The sequence below is a fragment of the Verrucomicrobiia bacterium genome (assembly GCA_035495615.1).
GTDB lineage: Bacteria > Omnitrophota > Omnitrophia > Omnitrophales > Aquincolibacteriaceae > DATJFP01.
The window spans coordinates 59762-81160 of record DATJFP010000083.1; the positions used below are offsets into that span (position 1 = coordinate 59762).

Annotated in this window: 22 protein-coding genes; 21 read left to right on the forward strand and 1 reads right to left on the reverse strand. The window is 56.4% G+C overall.

The window, feature by feature from the left end:
- Positions 1–9: 9 nt before the first annotated feature.
- The 21 genes from hisB to VL688_10630 all read left to right on the forward strand — a co-directional run bounded on the left by hisB (position 10) and on the right by VL688_10630 (position 20217).
- Positions 10–609, forward strand: coding sequence for an imidazoleglycerol-phosphate dehydratase HisB (gene hisB / locus VL688_10530; GenBank protein HTL48480.1), 600 nt, complete (start codon positions 10–12; stop codon positions 607–609).
- A gap of 10 nt (positions 610–619) precedes the next feature.
- Positions 620–1225 (forward strand): imidazole glycerol phosphate synthase subunit HisH, encoded by a 606-nt coding sequence (gene hisH, locus VL688_10535; protein ID HTL48481.1) that lies wholly within the window; start codon positions 620–622, stop codon positions 1223–1225.
- A gap of 1 nt (position 1226) precedes the next feature.
- Positions 1227–1967, forward strand: a complete 741-nt coding sequence (gene hisA, locus VL688_10540; GenBank protein HTL48482.1) for a 1-(5-phosphoribosyl)-5-[(5-phosphoribosylamino)methylideneamino]imidazole-4-carboxamide isomerase — start codon at positions 1227–1229, stop codon at positions 1965–1967.
- A complete protein-coding gene (locus VL688_10545; GenBank protein HTL48483.1) occupies positions 1964–2389 on the forward strand; it encodes a hypothetical protein in 426 nt (141 codons plus the stop codon). Before hisA ends, VL688_10545 begins: the two co-directional genes overlap by 4 nt.
- Before the next feature lie 18 nt (positions 2390–2407).
- Entirely contained in the window at positions 2408–3169 is a 762-nt protein-coding gene (gene hisF / locus VL688_10550; GenBank protein HTL48484.1) for an imidazole glycerol phosphate synthase subunit HisF, read from the forward strand.
- A gap of 85 nt (positions 3170–3254) precedes the next feature.
- Positions 3255–3632, forward strand: a complete 378-nt coding sequence (hisI, locus tag VL688_10555; protein HTL48485.1) for a phosphoribosyl-AMP cyclohydrolase — start codon at positions 3255–3257, stop codon at positions 3630–3632.
- Entirely contained in the window at positions 3629–5101 is a 1473-nt protein-coding gene (gene trpE / locus VL688_10560) for an anthranilate synthase component I (GenBank protein ID HTL48486.1), read from the forward strand. Before hisI ends, trpE begins: the two co-directional genes overlap by 4 nt.
- Positions 5101–5688: an aminodeoxychorismate/anthranilate synthase component II gene (locus tag VL688_10565; GenBank protein HTL48487.1), complete on the forward strand. Its 588-nt coding sequence runs from the start codon at positions 5101–5103 to the stop codon at positions 5686–5688. The genes trpE and VL688_10565 overlap by 1 nt, the downstream gene beginning before the upstream one ends.
- 3 nt (positions 5689–5691) lie before the next feature.
- Complete coding sequence (gene trpD, locus VL688_10570) at positions 5692–6720, forward strand: anthranilate phosphoribosyltransferase (GenBank protein HTL48488.1); 1029 nt, start codon at positions 5692–5694, stop codon at positions 6718–6720.
- Complete coding sequence (gene trpC, locus VL688_10575; protein HTL48489.1) at positions 6717–7532, forward strand: indole-3-glycerol phosphate synthase TrpC; 816 nt, start codon at positions 6717–6719, stop codon at positions 7530–7532. The genes trpD and trpC overlap by 4 nt, the downstream gene beginning before the upstream one ends.
- Positions 7529–8185: a phosphoribosylanthranilate isomerase gene (locus tag VL688_10580; GenBank protein ID HTL48490.1), complete on the forward strand. Its 657-nt coding sequence runs from the start codon at positions 7529–7531 to the stop codon at positions 8183–8185. The genes trpC and VL688_10580 overlap by 4 nt, the downstream gene beginning before the upstream one ends.
- Positions 8157–9341 (forward strand): ATP-binding protein, encoded by a 1185-nt coding sequence (locus tag VL688_10585; GenBank protein HTL48491.1) that lies wholly within the window; start codon positions 8157–8159, stop codon positions 9339–9341. Before VL688_10580 ends, VL688_10585 begins: the two co-directional genes overlap by 29 nt.
- 9 nt (positions 9342–9350) lie before the next feature.
- Positions 9351–10721, forward strand: coding sequence for a sigma-54 dependent transcriptional regulator (locus VL688_10590; GenBank protein HTL48492.1), 1371 nt, complete (start codon positions 9351–9353; stop codon positions 10719–10721).
- A gap of 199 nt (positions 10722–10920) precedes the next feature.
- Complete coding sequence (gene dnaK / locus VL688_10595; protein ID HTL48493.1) at positions 10921–12852, forward strand: molecular chaperone DnaK; 1932 nt, start codon at positions 10921–10923, stop codon at positions 12850–12852.
- A gap of 285 nt (positions 12853–13137) precedes the next feature.
- Complete coding sequence (locus tag VL688_10600) at positions 13138–13800, forward strand: hypothetical protein (protein ID HTL48494.1); 663 nt, start codon at positions 13138–13140, stop codon at positions 13798–13800.
- 53 nt (positions 13801–13853) lie between these two features.
- Positions 13854–14843, forward strand: coding sequence for a MoxR family ATPase (locus tag VL688_10605; protein ID HTL48495.1), 990 nt, complete (start codon positions 13854–13856; stop codon positions 14841–14843).
- Positions 14840–15715 (forward strand): DUF58 domain-containing protein, encoded by an 876-nt coding sequence (locus VL688_10610; GenBank protein HTL48496.1) that lies wholly within the window; start codon positions 14840–14842, stop codon positions 15713–15715. The genes VL688_10605 and VL688_10610 overlap by 4 nt, the downstream gene beginning before the upstream one ends.
- On the forward strand, positions 15712–16689 hold the full coding sequence (locus VL688_10615; GenBank protein ID HTL48497.1) for a hypothetical protein: 978 nt from the start codon (positions 15712–15714) through the stop codon (positions 16687–16689). Before VL688_10610 ends, VL688_10615 begins: the two co-directional genes overlap by 4 nt.
- A complete protein-coding gene (locus VL688_10620) occupies positions 16679–17659 on the forward strand; it encodes a VWA domain-containing protein (GenBank protein HTL48498.1) in 981 nt (326 codons plus the stop codon). Before VL688_10615 ends, VL688_10620 begins: the two co-directional genes overlap by 11 nt.
- The gene (locus tag VL688_10625) at positions 17659–19746 is read left to right on the forward strand and encodes a tetratricopeptide repeat protein (protein ID HTL48499.1); all 2088 of its coding nucleotides are present in this window, start codon (positions 17659–17661) and stop codon (positions 19744–19746) included. The genes VL688_10620 and VL688_10625 overlap by 1 nt, the downstream gene beginning before the upstream one ends.
- Positions 19747–19770: 24 nt before the next feature.
- The gene (locus tag VL688_10630; protein ID HTL48500.1) at positions 19771–20217 is read left to right on the forward strand and encodes a GatB/YqeY domain-containing protein; all 447 of its coding nucleotides are present in this window, start codon (positions 19771–19773) and stop codon (positions 20215–20217) included.
- 139 nt (positions 20218–20356) lie between these two features.
- On the opposite strand, the gene VL688_10635 is transcribed toward VL688_10630, so the two are convergent.
- A complete protein-coding gene (locus VL688_10635) occupies positions 20357–21379 on the reverse strand; it encodes a glycosyltransferase family 9 protein (protein HTL48501.1) in 1023 nt (340 codons plus the stop codon).
- Positions 21380–21399: the final 20 nt, after the last annotated feature.

The following is a 21399-nucleotide window of genomic DNA, read 5'->3' on the forward strand; positions in this document are numbered from 1 at the left end:
GAGCGAAAGATGAAATCCAAACGCGCGGCGAGTGTCCACAGAAAGACTTCGGAAACCGACATCCAGATGAAACTGGGGGTGGACGGCACCGGGGTCTCCAAGATCACGACGGGAATTCCATTCGTGGACCACATGCTCACGCTTTTTTCCAAGCACGGCCTCTTTGACCTCGAGGTCAAGGCCAAGGGCGACCTCGAAGTGGACATTCACCACACGAATGAAGACACAGGCATTACGCTGGGGCAGGCCTTGACTAAGGCGCTCGGCGACAAAAAGGGGATCAAGCGGTACGGGTTCTTCACGGTTCCCATGGACGAGGCCCTGGTCCAGGTGACACTCGACATTTCAGGGCGTCCGTCGCTGCATGTCCGCAAGAACCGGGACGTCCAGTTTTCCCGCCTCGAAAATTATTCCTTCCATGATTCCATGGAATTCATGAAGGCCTTTTGCCAGCACGCGGGCATCAACATGCACGTCGAGGTGATCGCCGGCAAAGACTCGCATCACATCATCGAAGGCACGTTCAAGGCCATGGCGCGCGCGCTGGATGCCGCCACGCAGATCGATCCGCGCGTCAAAGGCATTCCGTCAACCAAGGGTTCCCTGTAGCCGGAGTCTTATGATTGCCATTGTCGATTACGGTATGGGCAATTTACGGAGCGTTTCCAAGGCCCTGGAGCACCTGGGCGCCAAGGTTTCCGTGACATCTTCGCCCCGCGACATCTTGAAGGCTGACAAGGTCGTGCTGCCCGGCGTCGGCGCGTTCGGCGACGCGGTCGAAGGATTGAAGACAAACGCGCTTCTTGATCCGCTGCGCGAATACATCAAGCTCGGCAAGCCCTTCCTCGGCATCTGCCTCGGGCTCCAGCTCCTATTCCACGAAAGCGAAGAAAGCCCTTCCATCACCGGGCTCGACGTCTACTCGGGCAAAGTGCAGGGATTCCGTTCCCGCGGGGTGAAAGTCCCACACATGGGCTGGAACCAAATCCACAAAAATACGGACCATCCGCTGCTGCGCAACATTCCCGATGAGAGTTATTTCTACTTCGTGCACTCGTTTTACGCCGCGCCGCAAGACGCTTCCGTGACCGCGGCCACGTGCGAGTACGGCCAGGAAAAGTTCGCGGTGGCCGTGGGGAAAGATCACGTCTTCGCCACGCAATTCCATCCCGAAAAAAGCCAGAAGGCAGGGCTTAACCTGCTCCAGAATTTCGTGAAGTGGTAGCATGAACATTTATCCCGCCATCGATCTCTACCAGGGCAAGGTCGTGCGCCTTTCTCGCGGCGATTTCCAGGCCGAGACCGTCTACTCCAACGATCCCGCGGCGCAGGCCCGTGACTGGGAGAACCAGGGCAGCCAATGGATCCACGTCGTGGACCTGGAAGGCGCCAAGACGGGTGAACTGCGCAACTTCGCGTCGCTTGTCGCCATCCGCAAAAACGTGCGCTGCAAGATTCAATTTGGCGGCGGCCTTCGCGACATCAAGCACGTGGAATGCGTCCTGAATGAGGGGATCGACCGTATCGTCGTCGGCACGAAGGCGCTGGATGACGCTTTCTTCACGAACCTTCTCGACCGTTTCGGCTCCCGGGTCGCGGTGAGCCTTGATACGAGGGAAGGACGGGTCCAAACCGAAGGCTGGCTGAAGGAAAGCGGGCAGACGATCCAGCGGGTTCTCGAAAAATTAAATAAATCTGCTTTGGAAACCGTGATCTATACCGATATAAGTAAGGACGGAATGCTTCAAGGTCCGAATCTCGAAGGATTGCGGAAGGTTTTGAGCTGGTCGCGTGCGAAGGTGATTTTATCCGGAGGCGTATCCACTCTTGAAGACATTGAGAAGTGTTCTCAAATTTCCGAAAAAAACTTCGAAGGCGTCATCGTCGGTAAGGCGCTTTATGAAAAACGTTTTGAACTGCGGACGGCCCTTTCCCATTATGCACCACCGGAAAACCCTGTGTCATGAGTGAGTTGGTCAGTGCCTATCTGAGGGTAATATGGGAAGAACGTTTCTGGTCCTGGTCCGTGGTGGGAATTCTTTACATTATCGCCGCCTTTACCGTCCGCGGGTGGTTTTTGAACGGCCTGATCAGCAGCGCGCGTGCCCTCAAGTCGAAGCATTATCATGAAATCAAGCAGGCCTACCTGCGCCGCTCGCTGCCGGGCTGGCTTTTCTTTTTTCTCCCCTTGATCATCTTCACGTTTGTGTGGAATCAGACCACCGGAACCGCAATCCCGGGAAAGTACCTGGCCGCGGTGATCCTGGGCATTGTCAGCTTCATTGCCGCGATCCTGTCCCACGTGCGGGCGTTTGCCGAAGCGAGCCTTTCCGTTCTCGCGGACTTGCTTCAGGAAAGCGAAAAGCATTCCTCTTTGAAAGACTACTGATTCCGCTCCCGGAACCTTATGCTGGCAAAACGGATTATCCCATGTCTTGATGTCAAAGAAGGACGCGTCGTCAAAGGCGTCAATTTCGTCAACCTTACCGATGCCGGCGATCCCGTTTCTATTGCCAAAGCCTATGACGATGCGGGCGCGGACGAGCTGGTCTTCCTGGACATCACAGCGTCCCATGAAAAACGCCCCATCATGCTCCGTGTGGTGGAGTCCGTCGCTGAAACAATCATGATTCCCTTCACGGTGGGAGGCGGCATCAAAGAGCTTTCGGATATCCGTGAGCTTTTGAAAGCCGGCTGCGATAAAGTTTCCCTCAATACGAGCGCCATCGAAAATCCCGATTTGATCCGCGCGGCGAGCCGCCGTTTTGGAAGCCAATGCATTGTGCTGGCCATCGATGCGAAAAAGCAACCCGACGGGACCTGGCGCGTCTATACCCACGGCGGGCGCAAGCCTACGGATTTGAACGCGGTCGACTGGGCGCGCGAGGGGGAAAGGCGCGGCGCGGGAGAGATTCTCCTGACCAGCATGGACCGCGACGGCACCAAACAGGGCTATGATCTGGAATTGACACGTCAGGTTTCGGAAGCCGTGCGTGTTCCCGTGATTGCGTCGGGTGGCGTGGGATCCTTAGAGCATTTCGTCGATGGATTCCAAAAGGGTAAGGCCGACGCCTGTCTTGCCGCTTCGGTCTTCCATTTCGGCGAACTCCGCATCGCAGACGTGAAAGCTTATCTCCAGAAACGCGGTGTCCCCGTAAGACCTGCCTAGTGCTCTTCGAGATGTAACTTCTTGACACAGTCTAAGCTTGTGGCATACTGGTGGGTCAACAACCTATTATATAAAGGAGTTTGTCATGCTGAATTTCAAGTATAACGCCGACGGCTTGATGCCGGTCATTATCCAGGACCAAGATAACGGAGAAGTGCTCATGCTCGCCTACATGGACAAGGTGGCGGTGGAGCGCACCCTGAAAGAAAAGAAAACGGTCTTTTATTCCCGTTCCCGCAATAAATATTGGGTGAAAGGCGAAAGCTCGGGCCATACCCAGGACGTCAAACAAGTTTTGACCGATTGCGATCAGGACACGCTCCTTGTGAAAGTGAAACAGCACGGCGGCGCCTGCCACCTGGGTTACCGGACTTGCTTTGTGCATGAGATCGACTCGAACGGCGACGTGACGCGCGTGACGCAGGACAAGATGTTCGACCCGGACAATGTCTACAAATCATGATCTCACCTGATTTGAAAACATTTTCGCGCCTCGCGCGAAAAGGAGGCTGGGTCGCTGTCACGGGGACCATCCTCGCGGATCTCGAGACGCCGGTTTCGAGTTTTTTGAAAGTCGCGCACGGCCTTCCCAATGCCTTTCTCCTGGAGTCCGCGGAACAGGCCGAGCACATCGGCCGTTATTCCATCCTCGGCGTTTCACCTCCGGTGGTTCTGACACAGGACAGCCGCGGCAAGGCCTTCCGCTTCGAAGGCAGCAAAAAAAAACCGCTGCCCGCAGGGGTGGAGCTCACCGAAGTGATGGCCCGCGAAATCCGCGAATTTCGTCTCGCCAATCCCGAAGAGCTCAGCGGATTCAGCGGCGGGTGGGTCGGTTTCCTCGCGTATGAAAACGTGGAGCGCTTCGAAGACATTCGGCTGAATCGCTTGCCGGGGCCGGACATGCCGCAGGGCGTTTTTTTTCTCTGCCGCGATTTCCTGGTGTTCGATCATTTCCGGAAGCAGCTGAAGATCGTGGTCATGGCGCCCACGCGGGGCAAAGGCGCCGCTGGCCAATACCGTAAGGCCGTGGCCAAAATCCGTGCGATCGCCGCGCAGCTGCAAAAGCCGCTCAAAATCAAGCCTTCACGGGGCGCCAAAAAATGGTCCGTCAAAACGAACATGACCCAGGCCCAGTTTGAGGCCAAGGTCAAGCGCGCCAAGGAATACATCCGCGCCGGAGACTGCATCCAGATCGTCCTTTCCCAACGTTTCACGCTGCCTGGTGTGCCGGATGATTTTCAGGTTTACCGGGCCTTGCGCTCGATCAATCCGTCTCCGTACATGTTTTATTTCCGCTGCGGCGATCTGCGCCTTGTCGGGACTTCGCCGGAACTGCTCGTCAAAAAAACGGGCACGGTTGCGGAAGTGCGTCCTATTGCGGGGACACGGCCGCGCGGCGCCACGCCGGAAGAGGATTTGCGGCATGAAGACAATCTCAAACGCTCTTCGAAAGAATTGGCCGAGCACCTGATGCTCGTGGATTTGGGCCGCAACGATCTGGGCCGCGTCTGCCAGTATGATTCGATCCGTGTACAGAATTTCGCGCGCATCGAGCGCTATTCGCACGTGATGCACCTCGTAAGCGACGTGACCGGCAAGCTCAAGAAGGGGAAGACGGCCTTCGATCTTTTGAAAGCGACGTTTCCCGCGGGCACGGTCTCCGGCGCGCCGAAAATCCGGGCCATGCAGATCATCAATGAGCTGGAGCCCGAAAAGCGCGGGCCGTACGCGGGATGCCTTGGCTATTTCGGATTCAACCAGGACATGGACATGTGTATCACGATCCGGACGCTGATGGTTTACAAAAACAAGATCTACCTTCAGGCGGGCGCGGGCATCGTCAAAGACTCGATCCCGTCGCGGGAATATCAGGAAACCGTCAACAAGGCGCGGGCCCTGATGAAGGCGCTGCAAGAACATGGGGACATCTGATGCTTCTGGTCATCGATAATTACGATTCGTTTACCTACAACCTGGTCCAGTATTTCGGGGAGCTGAAAGCTGCGCCGGAGGTCTGGAGGAACGACAAAATCACGTTGGCGCAGATCCGGAAGATGAAGCCCGACCAGATCGTGATCTCGCCGGGGCCGTGCACGCCGCTCGAAGCGGGCATTTCCAACGACGTGATCCGCGAATTTTCGGGCAAGGTGCCTTTGCTAGGCGTGTGTCTCGGGCACCAATGCATCGGCCATGTGTTCGGCGGCAAGGTGATCCGGGCCAAGCAAATCATGCACGGCAAAATCTCGAAGATCCGTCACAAGCAGGCCGGCATTTTTAAGGGCATTCCGGACGGCTTTGCCGCGACGCGCTATCATTCGCTTCTGGTCGAGAAGCAATCTTTTCCCAAAGTCCTGGAAATTACGGCCTGGACCGACCAGGGGGAAGTGATGGGCCTGCGCCACAGGACGTATCCCGTTTGGGGCGTCCAGTTTCATCCGGAATCTATTCTGACTACTTCAGGAAAGGACATCCTGCGCAATTTCTTGAAGCTGTCCAGCGAGTTCCGGCGAAAGCGCTGAGTCATGGATTTTGAGCCTGTTCTCGAAAAACTTTTACGGCAGGAAGCGCTGACCGAAGGCGAGTCCTTCGGCGCGTTTGTCGGACTCTTTAAAGGAAGCCTTTCGCCCGCACAGTCGAAAGCCCTGCTTTTGCTTTTGGCCCGCAAAGGGGAGACGCGGGACGAGCTGCAGGGATGCGTGCGCGCTTTGAGAAAGCTGGAGCCGCCGCGCCGCGTTCGCATTGCCGGACTCCTCGATACGTGCGGCACGGGCGGCGACGGCAGCCGTTCGATCAACGTATCCACGCTCGCGGCTTTTGTGATCGCGGGCGCGGGCGGGAAAGTTGCGAAACACGGCAACCGGGCCATTACGTCGGCTTGCGGCAGTTCCGACCTGATGGAATGGCTGGGCGTCAAGCTGGAGGCGCCGCCGGAAGTCATGATCCGGGCGCTGCGGCGGTCCGGCCTGGGCTATTTTCACGCGCCTTATTATCATCCGGTATTTTCGCGGGCGCAGGCGCTGCGCAAGAAGCTCAAAGTGCGGACGTTATTCAATCTGCTGGGACCGCTCATGAATCCGCTGGAAGTCGAGGGACAGGTCATCGGCGTCTCGCGTCCGGAATTCATCGCGCCTTTTGCCCACGTGCTGCGAAAGCGCGGGGTGCGCTGCGCGATGGTTTGCCACAGCGCGGACGGCCTCGACGAGATCTCGACGGGGGCTCCGACGGATTACGTCTTGATCCGCGGGGAAAAAACCGCGGCGGGCCGGATCAATCCCCGGAAGCTGGGGCTGCGCCGTTATCCGCGCCAAGCTTTCATCACCCGGAGCGCGGCAGCGAGCCGCAAAGCGGCTTTGGGAATTTTGACCGGCAAAGTAAAGGGCGCTATGAAGGACATCGTCGTGCTGAATGCCGCGGCCGGGATTTGGATCGCGGGGCTGGCGCCGGACCTGAACGCCGGGATGGAAGCCGCGCGTGAGTCCCTGGAGGCCGGCCGGGCCTATGAGGTTCTGATAAAATTAAAGAAGATGACCCGATCAAGGAGTTTCGCGTGATTTTGAACGAAATCATCACGAGAAAAAAGAAAGATCTGGAAGAATTGAAACGGCGCTTTCCCATGCACCGGCTGCGCAGCGCGGTCGAACATGCCAAGCGTCCGGGCAGCCGTCCGTTTCTCAAATCCCTTTCCGGCAGCAAGAAAATCAATTTGATCTGCGAAATCAAGAAGGCCTCGCCGTCGGAAGGCGTGCTGCGGGAAGATTTCCAGCCGCTCAGGATCGCGGCGCTTTACGAGCATGCGGGCGCGGCCGCTATTTCCGTCCTGACCGAGCCTTATTTCTTCAAGGGCCGGCCGAGCTATCTCAAGACGATACGGCAGGTGACTTCCATTCCGCTGCTGCGCAAAGATTTCCTTTTCGAAAGCTACCAGATTTACGAAACGGCCCTTCTCGAAGCCGACTCGTTTCTTTTGATCTCGTCGCTTCTCACGGAAGAAGAATTGAAAGACCTGATCGAGCTGGGCCGGGAATTGGACATGGAAGCGCTCGTGGAAACGCACAGCGACGAGGATTTGACCAAGGCCTTGAATGCGGGCGCCAAAATCGTGGGCATCAACAACCGCAACCTGAAGACGCTGCAGGTCGACGTGAACCGGGCCAAGCAGCTCCTGCCGCACATCCCCAAAGGCGTGGTCAAGGTCGTGGAAAGCGGGCTTTCCTCGCATGAAGAAATCCTGACGTACCGGAGCCTCGGGGCCGATGCCTTTCTCGTCGGCACTTCGATCATGAAATCGCCCGACATGGTGGGCACGATCGAGTCGTTTCTCGGCACGGACAAAAAATTCCGTAAATTGGAAGGGGCGTCATGACCAAAGTCAAAATCTGCGGCAATACCAACGCGGAAGACGTGAAACGCGCGATCGATCTGGGCGCGGATTACCTCGGCTTTATCTTCACGGAGAGCAAACGGAAAATCGACGAGGCCGCGGCCCAGGACATCATGCGCGCCTTTCCCGAGTATCCGAGTTTCGTCGGGGTTTTCTCCAATCAGCCCAAAGAATTCGTGGAGACGCTTGCGCGCCGTCTGGGCCTCCGATTCCTGCAGTTTCACGGGGATGAAACCGCGCTTTACTGCCAGCATTTCATGGACGAGGGGTTTGAAGTCATCAAGACGTTCCGGGTCAAGGACGCCATGAGCCTCAAACGGATCGACGAGTACAACGTCAGCGCATTTTTGTTCGATACGTTTTCGAACACGGAAAAAGGCGGCACGGGCAAAACCTTTGATTGGAATCTGATCGGGGACCGCGCTTACCTGCTCGACAAGCTGTTTCTCGCGGGCGGCCTGAATGTGGACAATCTCCGCGAGGCCATTCAAAAAGTAAAGCCTTTCGCCGTTGACGTGGCCAGCGGCGTCGAATCCGCTCCGGGCAAAAAAGACCCGCAGCTGCTCGAACGCTTCATCAAGATCGCCAAGGAAGGGCAGAAAAAAGATGTCCGAAAGAGCCCACTTCCTACGTAAAATCCTCAGCCGGCTGGATCGCGTAGACAAAAAAGCGATCGAGGCCTTCGTCAGCAGCCTGTTCGAAGAAAATCAGGCTTACCTGGAAATGCTGGACCGCATTCCGGCGGGCGTGATGCGCGCGGCGCCGGACGGGACGCTTCTCTATGTCAACGAGGCCGCTGCAATTTGGACGGGGCTTCCCGGCCCTCTTTACCCGCCGCGGCAGGCCTCCCTCAAAGAAGTTCAAGACGACAAGCTGCGCCAGGTCCTGGAAAACGCCGCGGCATCGCCCAAACGCAAGAGCGTGGAAGAAGTCCGCGTCCTCGAGCCCAAGGAAATCGAATTGCGGGTCTTTTCCTGGCCGTTCGAAAAAATTCCTGCGGGGCAAAGCCTGATCGTCCTGGTGAACATCACGCCGGAAAAAATCCACGAATCGGCAAAACAGCATTTGCTGCGGAACGATGCGCTTCTGCGTCTTGGGGCGGGGATTGCCCACGAGATCGGTAATCCACTCAACGCCATTGACATTCATCTGACCTTAATGCTCAAAGAAGCGGAGAAACTGCCGGGAGCGGTGCAGAAGAATTTTTTGCGGACCCTCCAGGTGCTCCAATCGGAAACCCGGCGCCTGGATGGCATCGTCCGCAACTTTCTCAAGGCCGTCCGCCGTCCGGTGTCGCGTTTCCGTCCGGAAGATCTCAACCAGATCATCCAGGAGGCCGTCGACTTTTTTACCCCGGAGCTTCATGAAAAAAAAATGACGATCTCTTTCCAGCCCGACCGCGCTCTCGGGGCTTTTTTCCTCGACCGCAGCAGGATGAGAGAAGTCTTCGACAACCTGATCAAGAACGCCATGGAAGCCATGCCCAAAGGCGGGAATGTTTCCATCTCGGTCACGCATAAAGGCAAGCTCGCCATGGTCCGCATCCGCGATCAGGGTATGGGGATCAGCGACCGGGATTTGCCGCATATATTCGAGGCGTACTACACGACCAAAAAAGAAGGCTCCGGACTCGGTCTCATGGTGGTCTATAACATCATCGCGGAACACGGCGGCCGCATCGAAGTCGAAACCAAGCCTGGGAAGGGCACGACGTTCGCGATCCTGCTGCCGATTCGCAACCCCCGTCTGCAATTGCCCGGCATTCCGGCGGCAGAACATCCCAAACGTTGAAGGTGACGCATGTCGCTCTATGCCAAAATCCTGATTGTTGACGATGAGAAAAACGTGCGGGACGGGCTCCGGCAATTCCTGGAAGGCCTGGACTACGAAGTTTTTTGTGCCGGGGACGGGGAAGAGGGCTTTGAGCTTTACCGCCGCGAAAAACCGGATCTCGTGCTGACCGACATCCGCATGCCGAAGATGGACGGCGTTTCCCTGCTCGAAAAAATCAAAAACGAGAACCCCGGCGCTTCCGTTATCCTTCTCACCGCCTATGGAACCGTGGAAGACGCGGTCAGGGCCATGAAAAAGGGCGCCTACTATTATCTTACCAAACCCACGAACCTCGAAGAGCTGGAACTCCTGGTTAAAAAGGCGCTGCTCAGCCAGAATCTCGAGGAAGAAAACCGGGAATTGAAAGAGGCGCTCTTCAAGCAGAAATTCGAGACCGGAGAAATCCTGGCCCGCTCTCAGGTCATGAAGGACGTCCTGAAAACTGCGGATCAGATCGCGCAATCGTCCGCCACGGTCCTGATCGAAGGCGAAAGCGGCACGGGCAAGGAACTCATCGCGCACCGCATCCATCAGGAGAGCAACCGCAGCCAGCAGCCCTTCGTGGCCGTGCATTGCGCGGCCTTGACGCAGTCGCTTCTGACAAGCGAGCTCTTCGGCCATGAAAAAGGGGCATTTACCGGCGCCGTCGACCGCAAGGTCGGACGTTTCGAGAAGGCCCACATGGGAACATTGTTCCTGGATGAAATCGGCGAGCTTTCCCAGGAAACGCAGGTGAAGCTCCTGCGCGTGCTCCAGGAAAGAGAATTCGAGCGGGTAGGCAGCACCAAGACCATCAAGGTGGATGTGCGCCTCATCTGCGCGACCAATAAAAATCTTCTCGAAGAAGTCCGGGCCGGACGTTTCCGCGAAGACCTCTATTACCGCATCAACGTTATCTATCTGAAAATGCCGCCGCTGCGGGACAGACCGGAGGACATTCCCGCCCTGGTGGAAGACTTCATCAAACATTTTGCGCGGCTCAACGGCAAAAAGGTGTCGGGAATCGACGCCGAGGCGCTCAATTATCTGAAGCAATACAACTGGCCCGGCAACGTCCGTGAATTAAAAAATATCGTGGAGCGCATGGTGGTGTTGACCCAGGAAGAACAGCTTCGCGCTTCGCTGGTGCCCGAAGACATCCGCCAGAAACGCGCGGTCACGGCGGCGGCATCCATGCCTTCTTTCGCGCCCGGCGGCAATCAGCAGCTTCAAGACATGGAGCGGGAATTCATCAAGGCCAAGCTCGAAGAAAGCGCAGGCAACAAGTCTCTGGCAGCCAAGAAATTGGGGATTTCCCGCCGGACGCTCTACCGTAAGATCGAAGAATACAAGCTCTGACCCTTTCCAAAATGCAACAGTCCTTGTCTCGTTTTGGCGCACTTTCTCGATTTCCCCAAATCACCTGAAATTTCATATCCCTAAGTCTATCAGCTAAAGTGGGTTACGATTGGGGATTTCACCCTTCGGATGGCACGGGAATTGAAGAAAGGGTAACGTACGATTACGAAATCATGTTCATCTAAAAAGGAGACTGACAATGCCTAAAATCTTAGGAATCGACCTTGGAACCACCAATTCGTGCATGGCCATCATGGAAGGCGGAGAGCCCAAAGTGATTGCCAACGTCGAAGGAAACCGCACCACGCCTTCCGTCGTAGGCTTTACGAAGACGGGAGAACGGCTCGTCGGCCAGGCGGCCAAGCGGCAAGCCGTGACGAATCCGGAAAACACGGTCTTCAGCGCCAAGCGTTTCATCGGACGCCGGCAGGAAGAAACCGGGCAGGAAGCCGCGCACGTTCCTTTTAAAATCAAAGCCGGCAAACACGGGGAAGCCGTCATCGGCATTCCCGCGCAGAACCGCGATTTTACGCCGCCGGAAATTTCTGCCATGGTGCTTCAGAAATTGAAAGCCGATGCGGAAGCTTATCTCGGCGAGCCGATTAAGCAGGCCGTGATCACGGTCCCTGCCTATTTCAACGACTCCCAGCGCCAAGCCACTAAAGACGCGGGGCAGATCGCGGGCCTTGAAGTTCTTCGCATCATCAATGAGCCCACGGCCGCGGCCTTGGCTTACGGCCTGGACAAAAAGAAAGACGAAACCATCGCCGTGTACGACTTGGGCGGAGGTACGTTCGATATTTCCATTCTGGAAATCGGCGACGGCGTCTTCGAAGTCAAAGCCACCAACGGCGACACGCATCTGGGCGGCGACGACTTCGACCAGAAGATCATGGAATGGATGATCGCCGAGTTCAAGAAGAACGAAGGCATTGACCTTTCGAAGGACCGGATGGCCGTGCAGCGCTTGAAAGAAGCGGCGGAAAAGGCCAAGTGCGAATTGTCCACCGCGCAGTCTTCTGAAATCAACCTGCCATTTGTCACCGCGGACGCCAATGGGCCGAAGCACCTGCTGCTGACGCTCACGCGGGCCAAGCTGGAACAGCTTGTCGGCGAGCTGATCGAGCGCACGGCCTCGCCCTGCCTGGCCGCTATGAAAGACGCCGGGGTTAGCGCCAGTGATATTGATGAAGTCATCCTGGTTGGCGGACAGACGAGAATGCCGGCCGTCGTCGAAAAAGTACGTAAGCTTTTCAGCAAGGAGCCGCATCAGGGCGTGAACCCTGACGAAGTCGTGGCTGTTGGCGCTGCGATTCAGGGCGGCGTGCTGCAGGGGGACGTGAAAGACGTGCTCCTGCTCGACGTGACCCCGCTTTCGCTCGGCATCGAAACGCTGGGCGGCGTCATGACCAAACTGATCGAGCGTAACACGACGATTCCCGCCAAGAAGTCGGAAATCTTTTCCACCGCGGGGGACAATCAAACGGCGGTTACCGTGAAAGTCCTCCAGGGGGAACGCGAGATGGCGGGGGATAACCGTCTCCTGGGCCTTTTCAATCTCGAAGGTCTTCCTCCGGCTCCCCGGGGCGTGCCGCAGATCGAGGTCACGTTCGACATCGATGCCAACGGCATCGTGAATGTGTCGGCCAAGGACCTTGGAACGGGCAAAGAGCAGAAGATCCGGATCGAATCCTCGTCCGGTCTTTCGAAGGATGAAGTCGAAAAGCTGGTGAAGGAAGCGTCAACGCACGCGGACGAAGACAAGAAAAAGCACGAAGTCATCACCGCGCGCAACCAGCTCGACAGCCTGGTCTATGCCAGCGAAAAGAGCCTGAAGGAACACGGCGACAAGGTGAGCGCCGAAGAGCGGCAGAAAGTGGAAGACGCCCTCAAGCAGGCGAAAGAAGCGCTGGCCGGCGACCAGGTCGATAAGATCCAGGAAGCCACGCAGAAGTTGACCAGTGCCTCCCACACGATCGCCCAGAAGATGTATGAGGCTTCGTCCCAAAAGGCGCAGGGCCAGCCCAGCGCTTCCGCCGGCGCGCAGCAAGGCGCGGGCGGCAAAGGCGAGGACGTCGTGGATGCCGATTACGAAGTCGTCGACGAAGAGGCTAAGGAAAAAAAGAAGTAAAATCGCGCAGAACTGCGGGCAGGTTCCGTAATAGTCGTTGAACCTGCCCGCAAGTACTTGTAAAATAAACACTTTATGAGTACAAGACGGGTTCTGTTAACGATAGTTTGCGCACTGCTCCTCGGGCCCCATGGCTCAGCTGCAGCTTCGCCTCAACTCGAGGCGGGAGTCAACCCCCAGGAACTCAAAGCCGGAGAAAAGGCCGCTTTTTCCGTTGCCGTCCAATGGCCGGCGGAAGAGGCGAATTATTCTTTCGTCTTTCCGAGCGTGCCGCTTCAAAACCTCATGTTGACCCGGCAAGGGGAGTCTCAGGAAACCCTGAGCGAAAACGGCAAGCTCTTGTCCAAGAAAACATTTTTGCTTGAGCTCGAACCCGCGGGAACCGGCACGGGCACGATCGGTCCTTTTTCGATTCAGTATCTAGATCCCGCGACGCAAGCTTCCGGCTCGCTGGATGTCCAGGCCTACAACGTCTCTCTCCTCAGCCCCCCTAAAAACAAAACTTGGATCTTTGCCGCTGCCGGCCTTTTGGCCGCGGCCTTGATTGGAATTCTTTCGACATTTTTGAAAAAACGCCGGAAGGCAGTCCCAGAAACCGCGGCTGTTGTTTCTCCCGCGGATCAGGCCATCGCGCGCATCCGTGAGATCGCGGCGGTCGGCGGCACTTGGAAGCAGGAAGATAAACTGTCCGGCATCAGCAGCGAGTTCCGCTCGTTTCTGATGTCTCATTATGGAATCCAAAAAGCCCGGGCCGCGGATCCCGAAATCCTCAGCGAATTGGAACTCCGCAAACTTGACTCTCTTGAAATTAAAACCGTCCGGGACCTCTGCGGCCGCATCCATGAGGCCAAATATTCCGGGGCGCCGCTTTCCGACAGGGACTTGAAAGATTTTTCAGAGGACATCGTTCATTTTATTTCGGGTAAACGAATCGTGGGAAATCCCTAATTTTGCGTTCATGAACCAATCACGGCCCGGATCCGGGCCAACAGGAGGATGGAATGGATACGTCGATCAAGGAAATCAACAGTAAGGTCAAGGAGGCGAGCACCGTCCTTCAAGACTTGCTGCGGGAAATCGGAAAAGTCATCGTCGGGCAGCAGTACCTCCTTGACCGGCTCATGATCGCCATGCTCGCAGACGGCCACATCCTGATCGAAGGCGTTCCGGGCCTGGCCAAAACCATGTCGGTCAGGACGTTGTCAAGCGCCGTGGACGCGCATTTCCAGCGCATCCAGTTTACGCCCGACCTTCTTCCCGCCGACGTCGTGGGAACGCTGGTCTATAACCCCAAAGACGGGCAGTTTACGGTCAAGCAGGGCCCCATTTTCGCCAACATCATCCTGGCGGACGAAATTAACCGCGCGCCGTCGAAGGTTCAGAGCGCCCTTCTCGAGGCCATGCAGGAGCGGCAGGTCACGATCGGGGACAAGACCTACCCGCTGCCCAAGCCGTTCCTCGTGCTGGCGACACAGAATCCGATCGAGCAGGAAGGCACTTATCCTTTGCCCGAAGCCCAGGTGGACCGCTTCATGCTGAAACTCATCGTGACTTATCCGAGCAAGAAAGAGGAAAAGGAAATTCTCGAGCGCATGTCCAGCGGCAAAGCCATCGAAGTAACCCGCGTCATTACGCCGCAGCAGATCATCGAGCTCCGCAAGCTCATGCATCAAATTTACATGGACGAGAAAGTCAAAGATTACATCCTGGATCTCGTCTTCGCGACCCGCAATCCGGAGCAGTACAAGCTGGAAAGCCTGAAGCCCCTCATTTCTTACGGGGCATCGCCCCGCGCCAGCATCATGCTGACGCTGGCGGCCAAGGCCCACGCCTTCTTGCAGGGCCGCGGTTACGTGACCCCGGACGACGTGAAGCAGATCGGCATGGACGTCCTGCGGCATCGCGTGCTCGTGACCTACGAGGCCGAAGCTGAGGAACTCACCTCTGACCATATCGTGCGGAAAATTTTCGACCAAGTGGAAGTTCCATGATCCCGAAGGAAATCCTCAAAAAAATCCGCCACATCGAGATCCGGACGACCCGGCTCGTGAACGACTTGTTCGGCGGGGAATACGTGTCGGTGTTCAAAGGGCAAGGCATCGAATTCGCGGACGTCCGCGAATACGTGCCGGGCGATGACATCCGCACGATCGACTGGAACGTGACCGCGCGCAGCGACCGCCCGTTCGTGAAAAAATTCGTGGAGGAGCGTGAATTAACCGTCATCTTCCTCGTCGACATGTCCGGATCGCAATACTTCGGCACCGGGCAGCGGCTGAAATCCGAAGTGGCGGCCGAAATTACGGCCCTGCTGGCGTTTTCCGCCGTCCAGAATCACGACAAAACGGGTTTGCTGATCAGCACGGATCAAGTCGAAAAATTTGTGCCCGTCAAAAAAGGGAAAACCCACGTGCTGCGCGTGGTGCGCGAAATCCTTTATTACCAGCCCAAAGGCAAGAAAACGCACCTGGCTTCGGCTTTCCAGTACCTGCACAACTTTTTGACGCGCATGTCCGTCATCTTCGTCATCTCCGACTTCCAGGACCAGGGGTTCGAGAAGCCTTTGAAGATTTTGAGCCAGCGGCACGACGTCATCGCCATCCACCTCAAAGACCGCCGCGAAGAAGAAATGCCCAACGTGGGGCTGCTGGAGCTGGAAGACCGGGAAACGGGCGAAGTGGCGCTTGTCGATACTTCCGACAAGAATCTGCGCAAGAAATACCAGGAAGCGGCCCGGGTGCGAAACGAAAACCTGGCGCGCATGTTCAAGATGTTCCGCATCGACAAAATCGAGATCGGCGCTGAAGGCTCCTATGTGGAACCCTTGATGAAATTTTTTAAACTACGGGAAAAGAGGACATGAGCCGGAAGTTTTTTCTTTTGCTTGTTTTGGGTTTTGCACTGATGCGGGCCGCGGCAGCGGCTGAGCCCGCGAAAGCGCCTTCTTCCGCGCCGTCCCAGGCGGCTCCAGACGGGTCCATTTCCGTCAAGGCGGAGCTCGACAAGGCCTTCATCACGATCGGGGATCCGGTGCAGTACACGGTGACGATACGCCATGCGCCGGACGTCCTGGTCCTTTCGAACATTCCGTATCCGCCGGCGGACGTCTTCAAGATCAAAAAGATCGAGGAGTTTTCCAACGACGACGGCGGTTACAAAGTCGAAGGCAAAAAATTCAATCTCACCACCTTCCAGCTGGGCGAATTTATCCTGGATCCGATCGTCATTGAATACAGGGCTAAGGGGGCCGAGGTCCAGAAAATCCAGACCGCGCGCATTTTTCTGACCGTGAAGAGCGTGGCGGGCGACAAAGTGAAGACCGACATTCGGGGGATCAAGTCGATTGTTTCCATCCCGAAGCAAGTTCTGGGGCTGATTCTAGTTGGGCTTTTGGTCCTGGCGCTGCTTTTGATTCCCGTGATCCGGCGCTGGCTGCGGAAGCGGGCGCTTCAGCCCAAGGCGCCGGAGCGCATCCTGAGCGCGGAAGAGGCGGCTTTGGTGGAGCTCAACAAACTTTTTGATTCCGATTTGCTGCGGCTGGGCAAGATCAAAGATTATTATTTCCGCCTTTCGGAAATCCTGAGGATTTATCTGGAAAAGCGCCACAACATCACGGCAATCGAGTCGACCACGTTCGAAATCCTGCAGCTGCTGAAGCAGAAGGACATTTCCGGCCAGCTGAGGAATAAGATCAAGGAAGTTCTGGAATTCGCGGACCTGGCCAAATTCGCCAAATGGCGCCCCGAGCCCGCGGAAGTGATTACATTCAATAAACGATCCAAGGAAATCATCGAAGAATCTACCCCTGTGGAGCCCAAGCCATCTCATGGAGTTTAGGCATCCTTTTGTTTTTATCCTCGCGCTTCTGATTCCTCTCGTTTTCTTCTTCGCGAAGGGGAAGAGGCGGTCGCGCCTGCCGTTTTCGAATGTCCACTTTTTTCCTGGCCGTCCGCTCACGACGGGGATCGTTTTGTACCGCCTGATGCCTTGGGTCCGCGCCCTGGTCCTGCTGCTTTTCATCGCGGCCCTGGCAAGGCCCCAGCGGGTCAGCGCCGAGCGGGAGTATCAGACGAGCGGCGTGGACATCATGATCTCCATGGACATTTCCGGTTCCATGCTTGCCGAGGATTTTAAACCCGAAAACCGCATGGGCGTCGGGAAGGAAGAGGCTATTAAATTCATCAAAGGCCGGGAGAATGACCGCATCGGCTTCGTTGTTTTTGCGCGCAAGGCTTTCACCCAGTGCCCGCTGACCCTGGACTACGACGTCCTGATCAACCTGATCGAGCAGGTGCATGTCGGCATGATTCCGGACGGCACGGCGGTCGGCATGGGGCTCGCCACGGCAGTCAACCGGCTGCGCGGCAGCGAAGCCAAAAGCAAGGTCATCATTCTCATCACCGACGGCGAGAACAATGCCGGAAACATCGATCCCATTACCGCGGCGGAATTAGCCAAGACGTTCGGGATCCGCGTTTACACGATCTGCATCGGCAGGGGGGGGCTGGTTCCCTTTCCCGTCAACGATCCGTTGTTTGGAAAAAGGTATGTCCAGGCCAACGTCGAGGTGGACGAAATGAGCCTGAAGCGCATCGCCGACATTACCGGAGGGCAATTTTTCCGCGCCCGCGATCCTGAGTCTCTCCACAGCATCTATCAGAAGATCGACTCGCTGGAAAAAACCGAGGTCAAAGTCAAAGAGTACCGGAGCTACGACGAATTCTTTCATTATTTTCTTTTCCCCGCGCTGACGCTGCTGCTGGCAGAGCTGTTCTTTTCGAACACCATCCTTTTGAAGGTGCCGTGATGCAATTCTATAATCCAAAAGCCCTTCTTTTGCTCTGGGTCGTGCCGGTCTTGTTCGCGCTTTTCCACTTTTCGAAGTCCCTGTGGATCAGCCGGATGAAAAAGATCGGGGACGCGGAAACCGTGCGGAAAAAGCTGATTCCGTCTTACCGCGCGAACCACTGGGGCGTCCGCGCTTTTTACATGGTGCTCGTGTTTATGTTTTCGATTGCCGCACTGGCCCGTCCGCAATGGGGAGAGGAGCAGAAGAAGGTCCAACGGAAAGGCGTCGACATGATCTTTCTCCTGGATACGTCGCTCAGCATGCTGGCCGAAGACGTCAAACCCAGCCGGTTTCAGAAGGCGAAGATGGAGATCAAAACGCTCGTGCACACGCTCAAAGGCGACCGCATCGGCATGGTGGCCTTCGCGGGTTCGGGCTTCCTGCAGGCGCCGCTCACGCTCGACTACGGCGCTTTTTTTCTCTTCCTGGACGCTTTGGACGTGGGCTACATTCCGGATCCGGGCACCTCGCTGGACCGCGCCATCATGGTCGCCGTCCAGTCATTTCCGGAGCAGCAAAGCAAGCACAAAGCCATCGTGCTGCTGACCGACGGCGAAGATCATGAAGGCGGGATCGACGAGGCCATCAAGACGGCCAAAGAAAAAGGCGTCCGTATCTATTCCATCGGGCTCGGGACCGAAGACGGAGAACCCATTCCGCTCAAGGACGAAACCGGCAAGAAAAGCGGGTACAAAAAAGACCGCGCCGGCCAGGTCGTCATCACGAAGCTGAACCGGCCGCTCTTGGAAAAGATCAGTTCTGAAACCGGAGGCATTTACCTGCCGGCAACGCCCGCGGAAGACGAGATCGAGCTCATGCTGAAGCACATGGAAACGCTGGGGGAAAGGCAGTTCAAGGAGAAACTCGTCGCTGAAAGGGAAGATCATTTCCAGCTATTTCTCTGGCTGGCGCTTTTCTTTCTCATCTGCGAAATGCTCGTCTCGGTGACGCGGAAAAGGCCGCCTTCCGCGAGCGGCCTGGTCGTTCTTTTGGCCTTTTTCCTGTTCTGCGGATTCCTGGAAAGCCCGGGCAGTCTGAACGAAAAGGGAAACGAGCTCTTCAAGGAAAAGAAATACCAAAGCGCGCTGGAATATTACCGCAAGGCGCAGGTCAAGGCGCCCGATGATCCCAGCATCCTTTATAATCTGGCAGCCACGCTGTACCAGCTGCAATCTTATAAGGAAGCCAAGAGTGCCCTGGAACAGGCGATCCAAAAGACACCGGACAAAGAGCTGAAGCAAAAGAGCCTGTATAATTACGGGAACACGCTTTACCGCCTGGGAGATTTCGACAAGGCCATCGAATCCTACAAGCAGGCGCTCGAGCTCAATCCCAACGACCAGGACTCGAAGTACAATCTGGAATTCCTTCAAAAGCAGAAAAACGCCTTCGAAAAGCAGGACCAGGACAAACAGAAAGACAGCAAGAAGCAGGACCAGCAGCAACAACAGCAACAGCAGCAACAACAACAGCAGCAACAGCAACAACAGCAGCAGCAAAAGCAAGACCAGCAACAGCAGCAACAGCAAAAGCCTCAGCAGCAGCAAGGCGACCAGCAAAGCCAGGACCAGGACCAAAAAGAAGGCGATCAGCAGCAGGACAAGAAAGACCAGCAGGACCAACAAGGCAAAGGCGGCCAGGAAAAAGAAGATCAGAAGAACCAGGAACAGCCCCAGGACCAGCAGGACCAGAAGCAGGAGCCTCAGGATCAGGGCGAGCAGCAGCCGGCCAAGCCCAAGGAAGGCGAAGGCGACCAGAATCAAGATCAGCCCAAGCCGGGTGAACAAGACCAGCAAGACCAGCAGCAGCCCCAGCCTCAGCCCGGCGAAGAGCCCCAGGAAATGCCTCAAGGCGGCCAGGACCAGCAGCAGCCGGCCCAGGCCCAGGAGCAAGGCGGCCAGCAAAAAGCGCCGCTGCAGGGCCAGATGAAGATGGAAAACGCGCTTCAAATTCTCGATGCCTTGAAAGAAGGCGAAAAAGAAATGCAGGATTTGCGGCGGCCGCCGTCCGAGCGCAAAGATGCGCCGGTTCTCAAAGACTGGTAAAAAACCGATTGCAAAGGAGATGCTATGGGCCTGGAAACAACGATTGAGCAGGATTTGATCAGCGCCATGAAAGCCAAAGACGCGGACAAGCTCATGGTTTTGCGCATGCTCAAGACCGCGATCATGAACAGCAAAATCCAGAAGAAAAAAGAAGATCTCGACGAAAACGAAATCCTGGAGGTCATCCAGAAACAGGCCAAGCAGCGCCAGGAAAGCATGGATAGCTATAAAAGCGCCGGCCGCCAGGACCTTTTCGCCAAAGAAGAAAAAGAATACGCCATCCTCAAGACTTATCTGCCGGCTCAGCTGTCAGACGAGGAAATCAAGGCTTTGGTCCAGAAGGCCATGGCTTCGACCGGCGCCAAGACCAAAGCCGACACAGGTCGTTTGATGAAAGAATTGATGCCCGCTGTAAAAGGTAAGGCCGACGGCAAGCGCGTGAACGAGATCGTTTCCAGCCTTCTTAGCTGATCTTTTTGCTCCTCATTTCCGAGCCTATTCTTCCCAAGATAAACTTTACATAACATACATTATAGGACGTTAAAAGTGCGCGCGAAGAAAGGATTCTGGGGCGCGATTTGACGGATTGCAAAGCTGGCTGAGTTGGGTTTTAACGCGGCTGAAGTGTGCCGGTGCTGCGCTGCAAGGCTTCTTCGGCCAGGCCCACTACCGCTTCCGCATGAATGCAGGGATTGCAATCAAACGGATGATAAAGCGCGGGATGCAGGCGCGCATTGAGCGGCGCCCAGCGGTTGGCATCGGACCCAAGCATGACGACAATGCTGGGCACTTGCAGGGCCGAAGCCAGATGTGACACCCCGGTGTCGTTGCAGACCAGGAGCTGGGCGTTTTTCAGCAGCATGGCCAGGATCCCCAGGGATGTCTTTCCCGCGAGATTCCGTGAGGGGCTGCGCATCTTGGTCTGAATGGCCTCAATAAGCGGTTTTTCTTCGGCGATTCCCGTGAACACGACTTTGCAGCCCAAATCCCCTATTTTATCCGCCACAAACGCGAATTTATCCCCAGGCCAGCGCCGCGAGGGCAACCGGGCTCCCGGATGGATGCAGACGTATTCTTCCGCTAAATCCGCCTCAGATTCGACAAGCCTGGCGAAGGCTTCGCCGTCTTCGAGCGTAATCGGGAATTCGAGGCCGTCACCGTATAAGGGCAGTTCGAGGAGCTCGACAAGCCTCAAAAGTTTCCAGATCTCCGGATCTTTTTCGGGAAACGGGATGAAGAGTTTTCCAGGGCTGGAATCTCCTGAGCGGAAAAAGCCTGCCGTAAGAGCCGCGCCAAACTCCGACACGAGCGCGTTCGCGGAAGAAACGCTGCCGTGCATCTGGATTGCCAGATCAAAACGCCGGCCTTGGACCGCGTTCAAAAAAGAAACGAGCGCCGCGGCACTCAGCTTGGAATTGCGCCCCGGAAACCCTGGAAATTCGACGAAGTCGTCGATGTAGTCGCTGAACCGTTCCGCGAATTCCCTTGCGCCGGGAAGCCCTGCCAGCGTGATCGAAGCATGGGGAAAGCCGTGCCGTAAGGCCCTCATGGCCGGGACCGCACAAAGCAGGTCCCCAAGCGGCAAAGCGCGGAACAGGATGATCGACTGGATGGATTCGCGGTCTAATTTCATGAGGCCCCCCTGCGGTGATG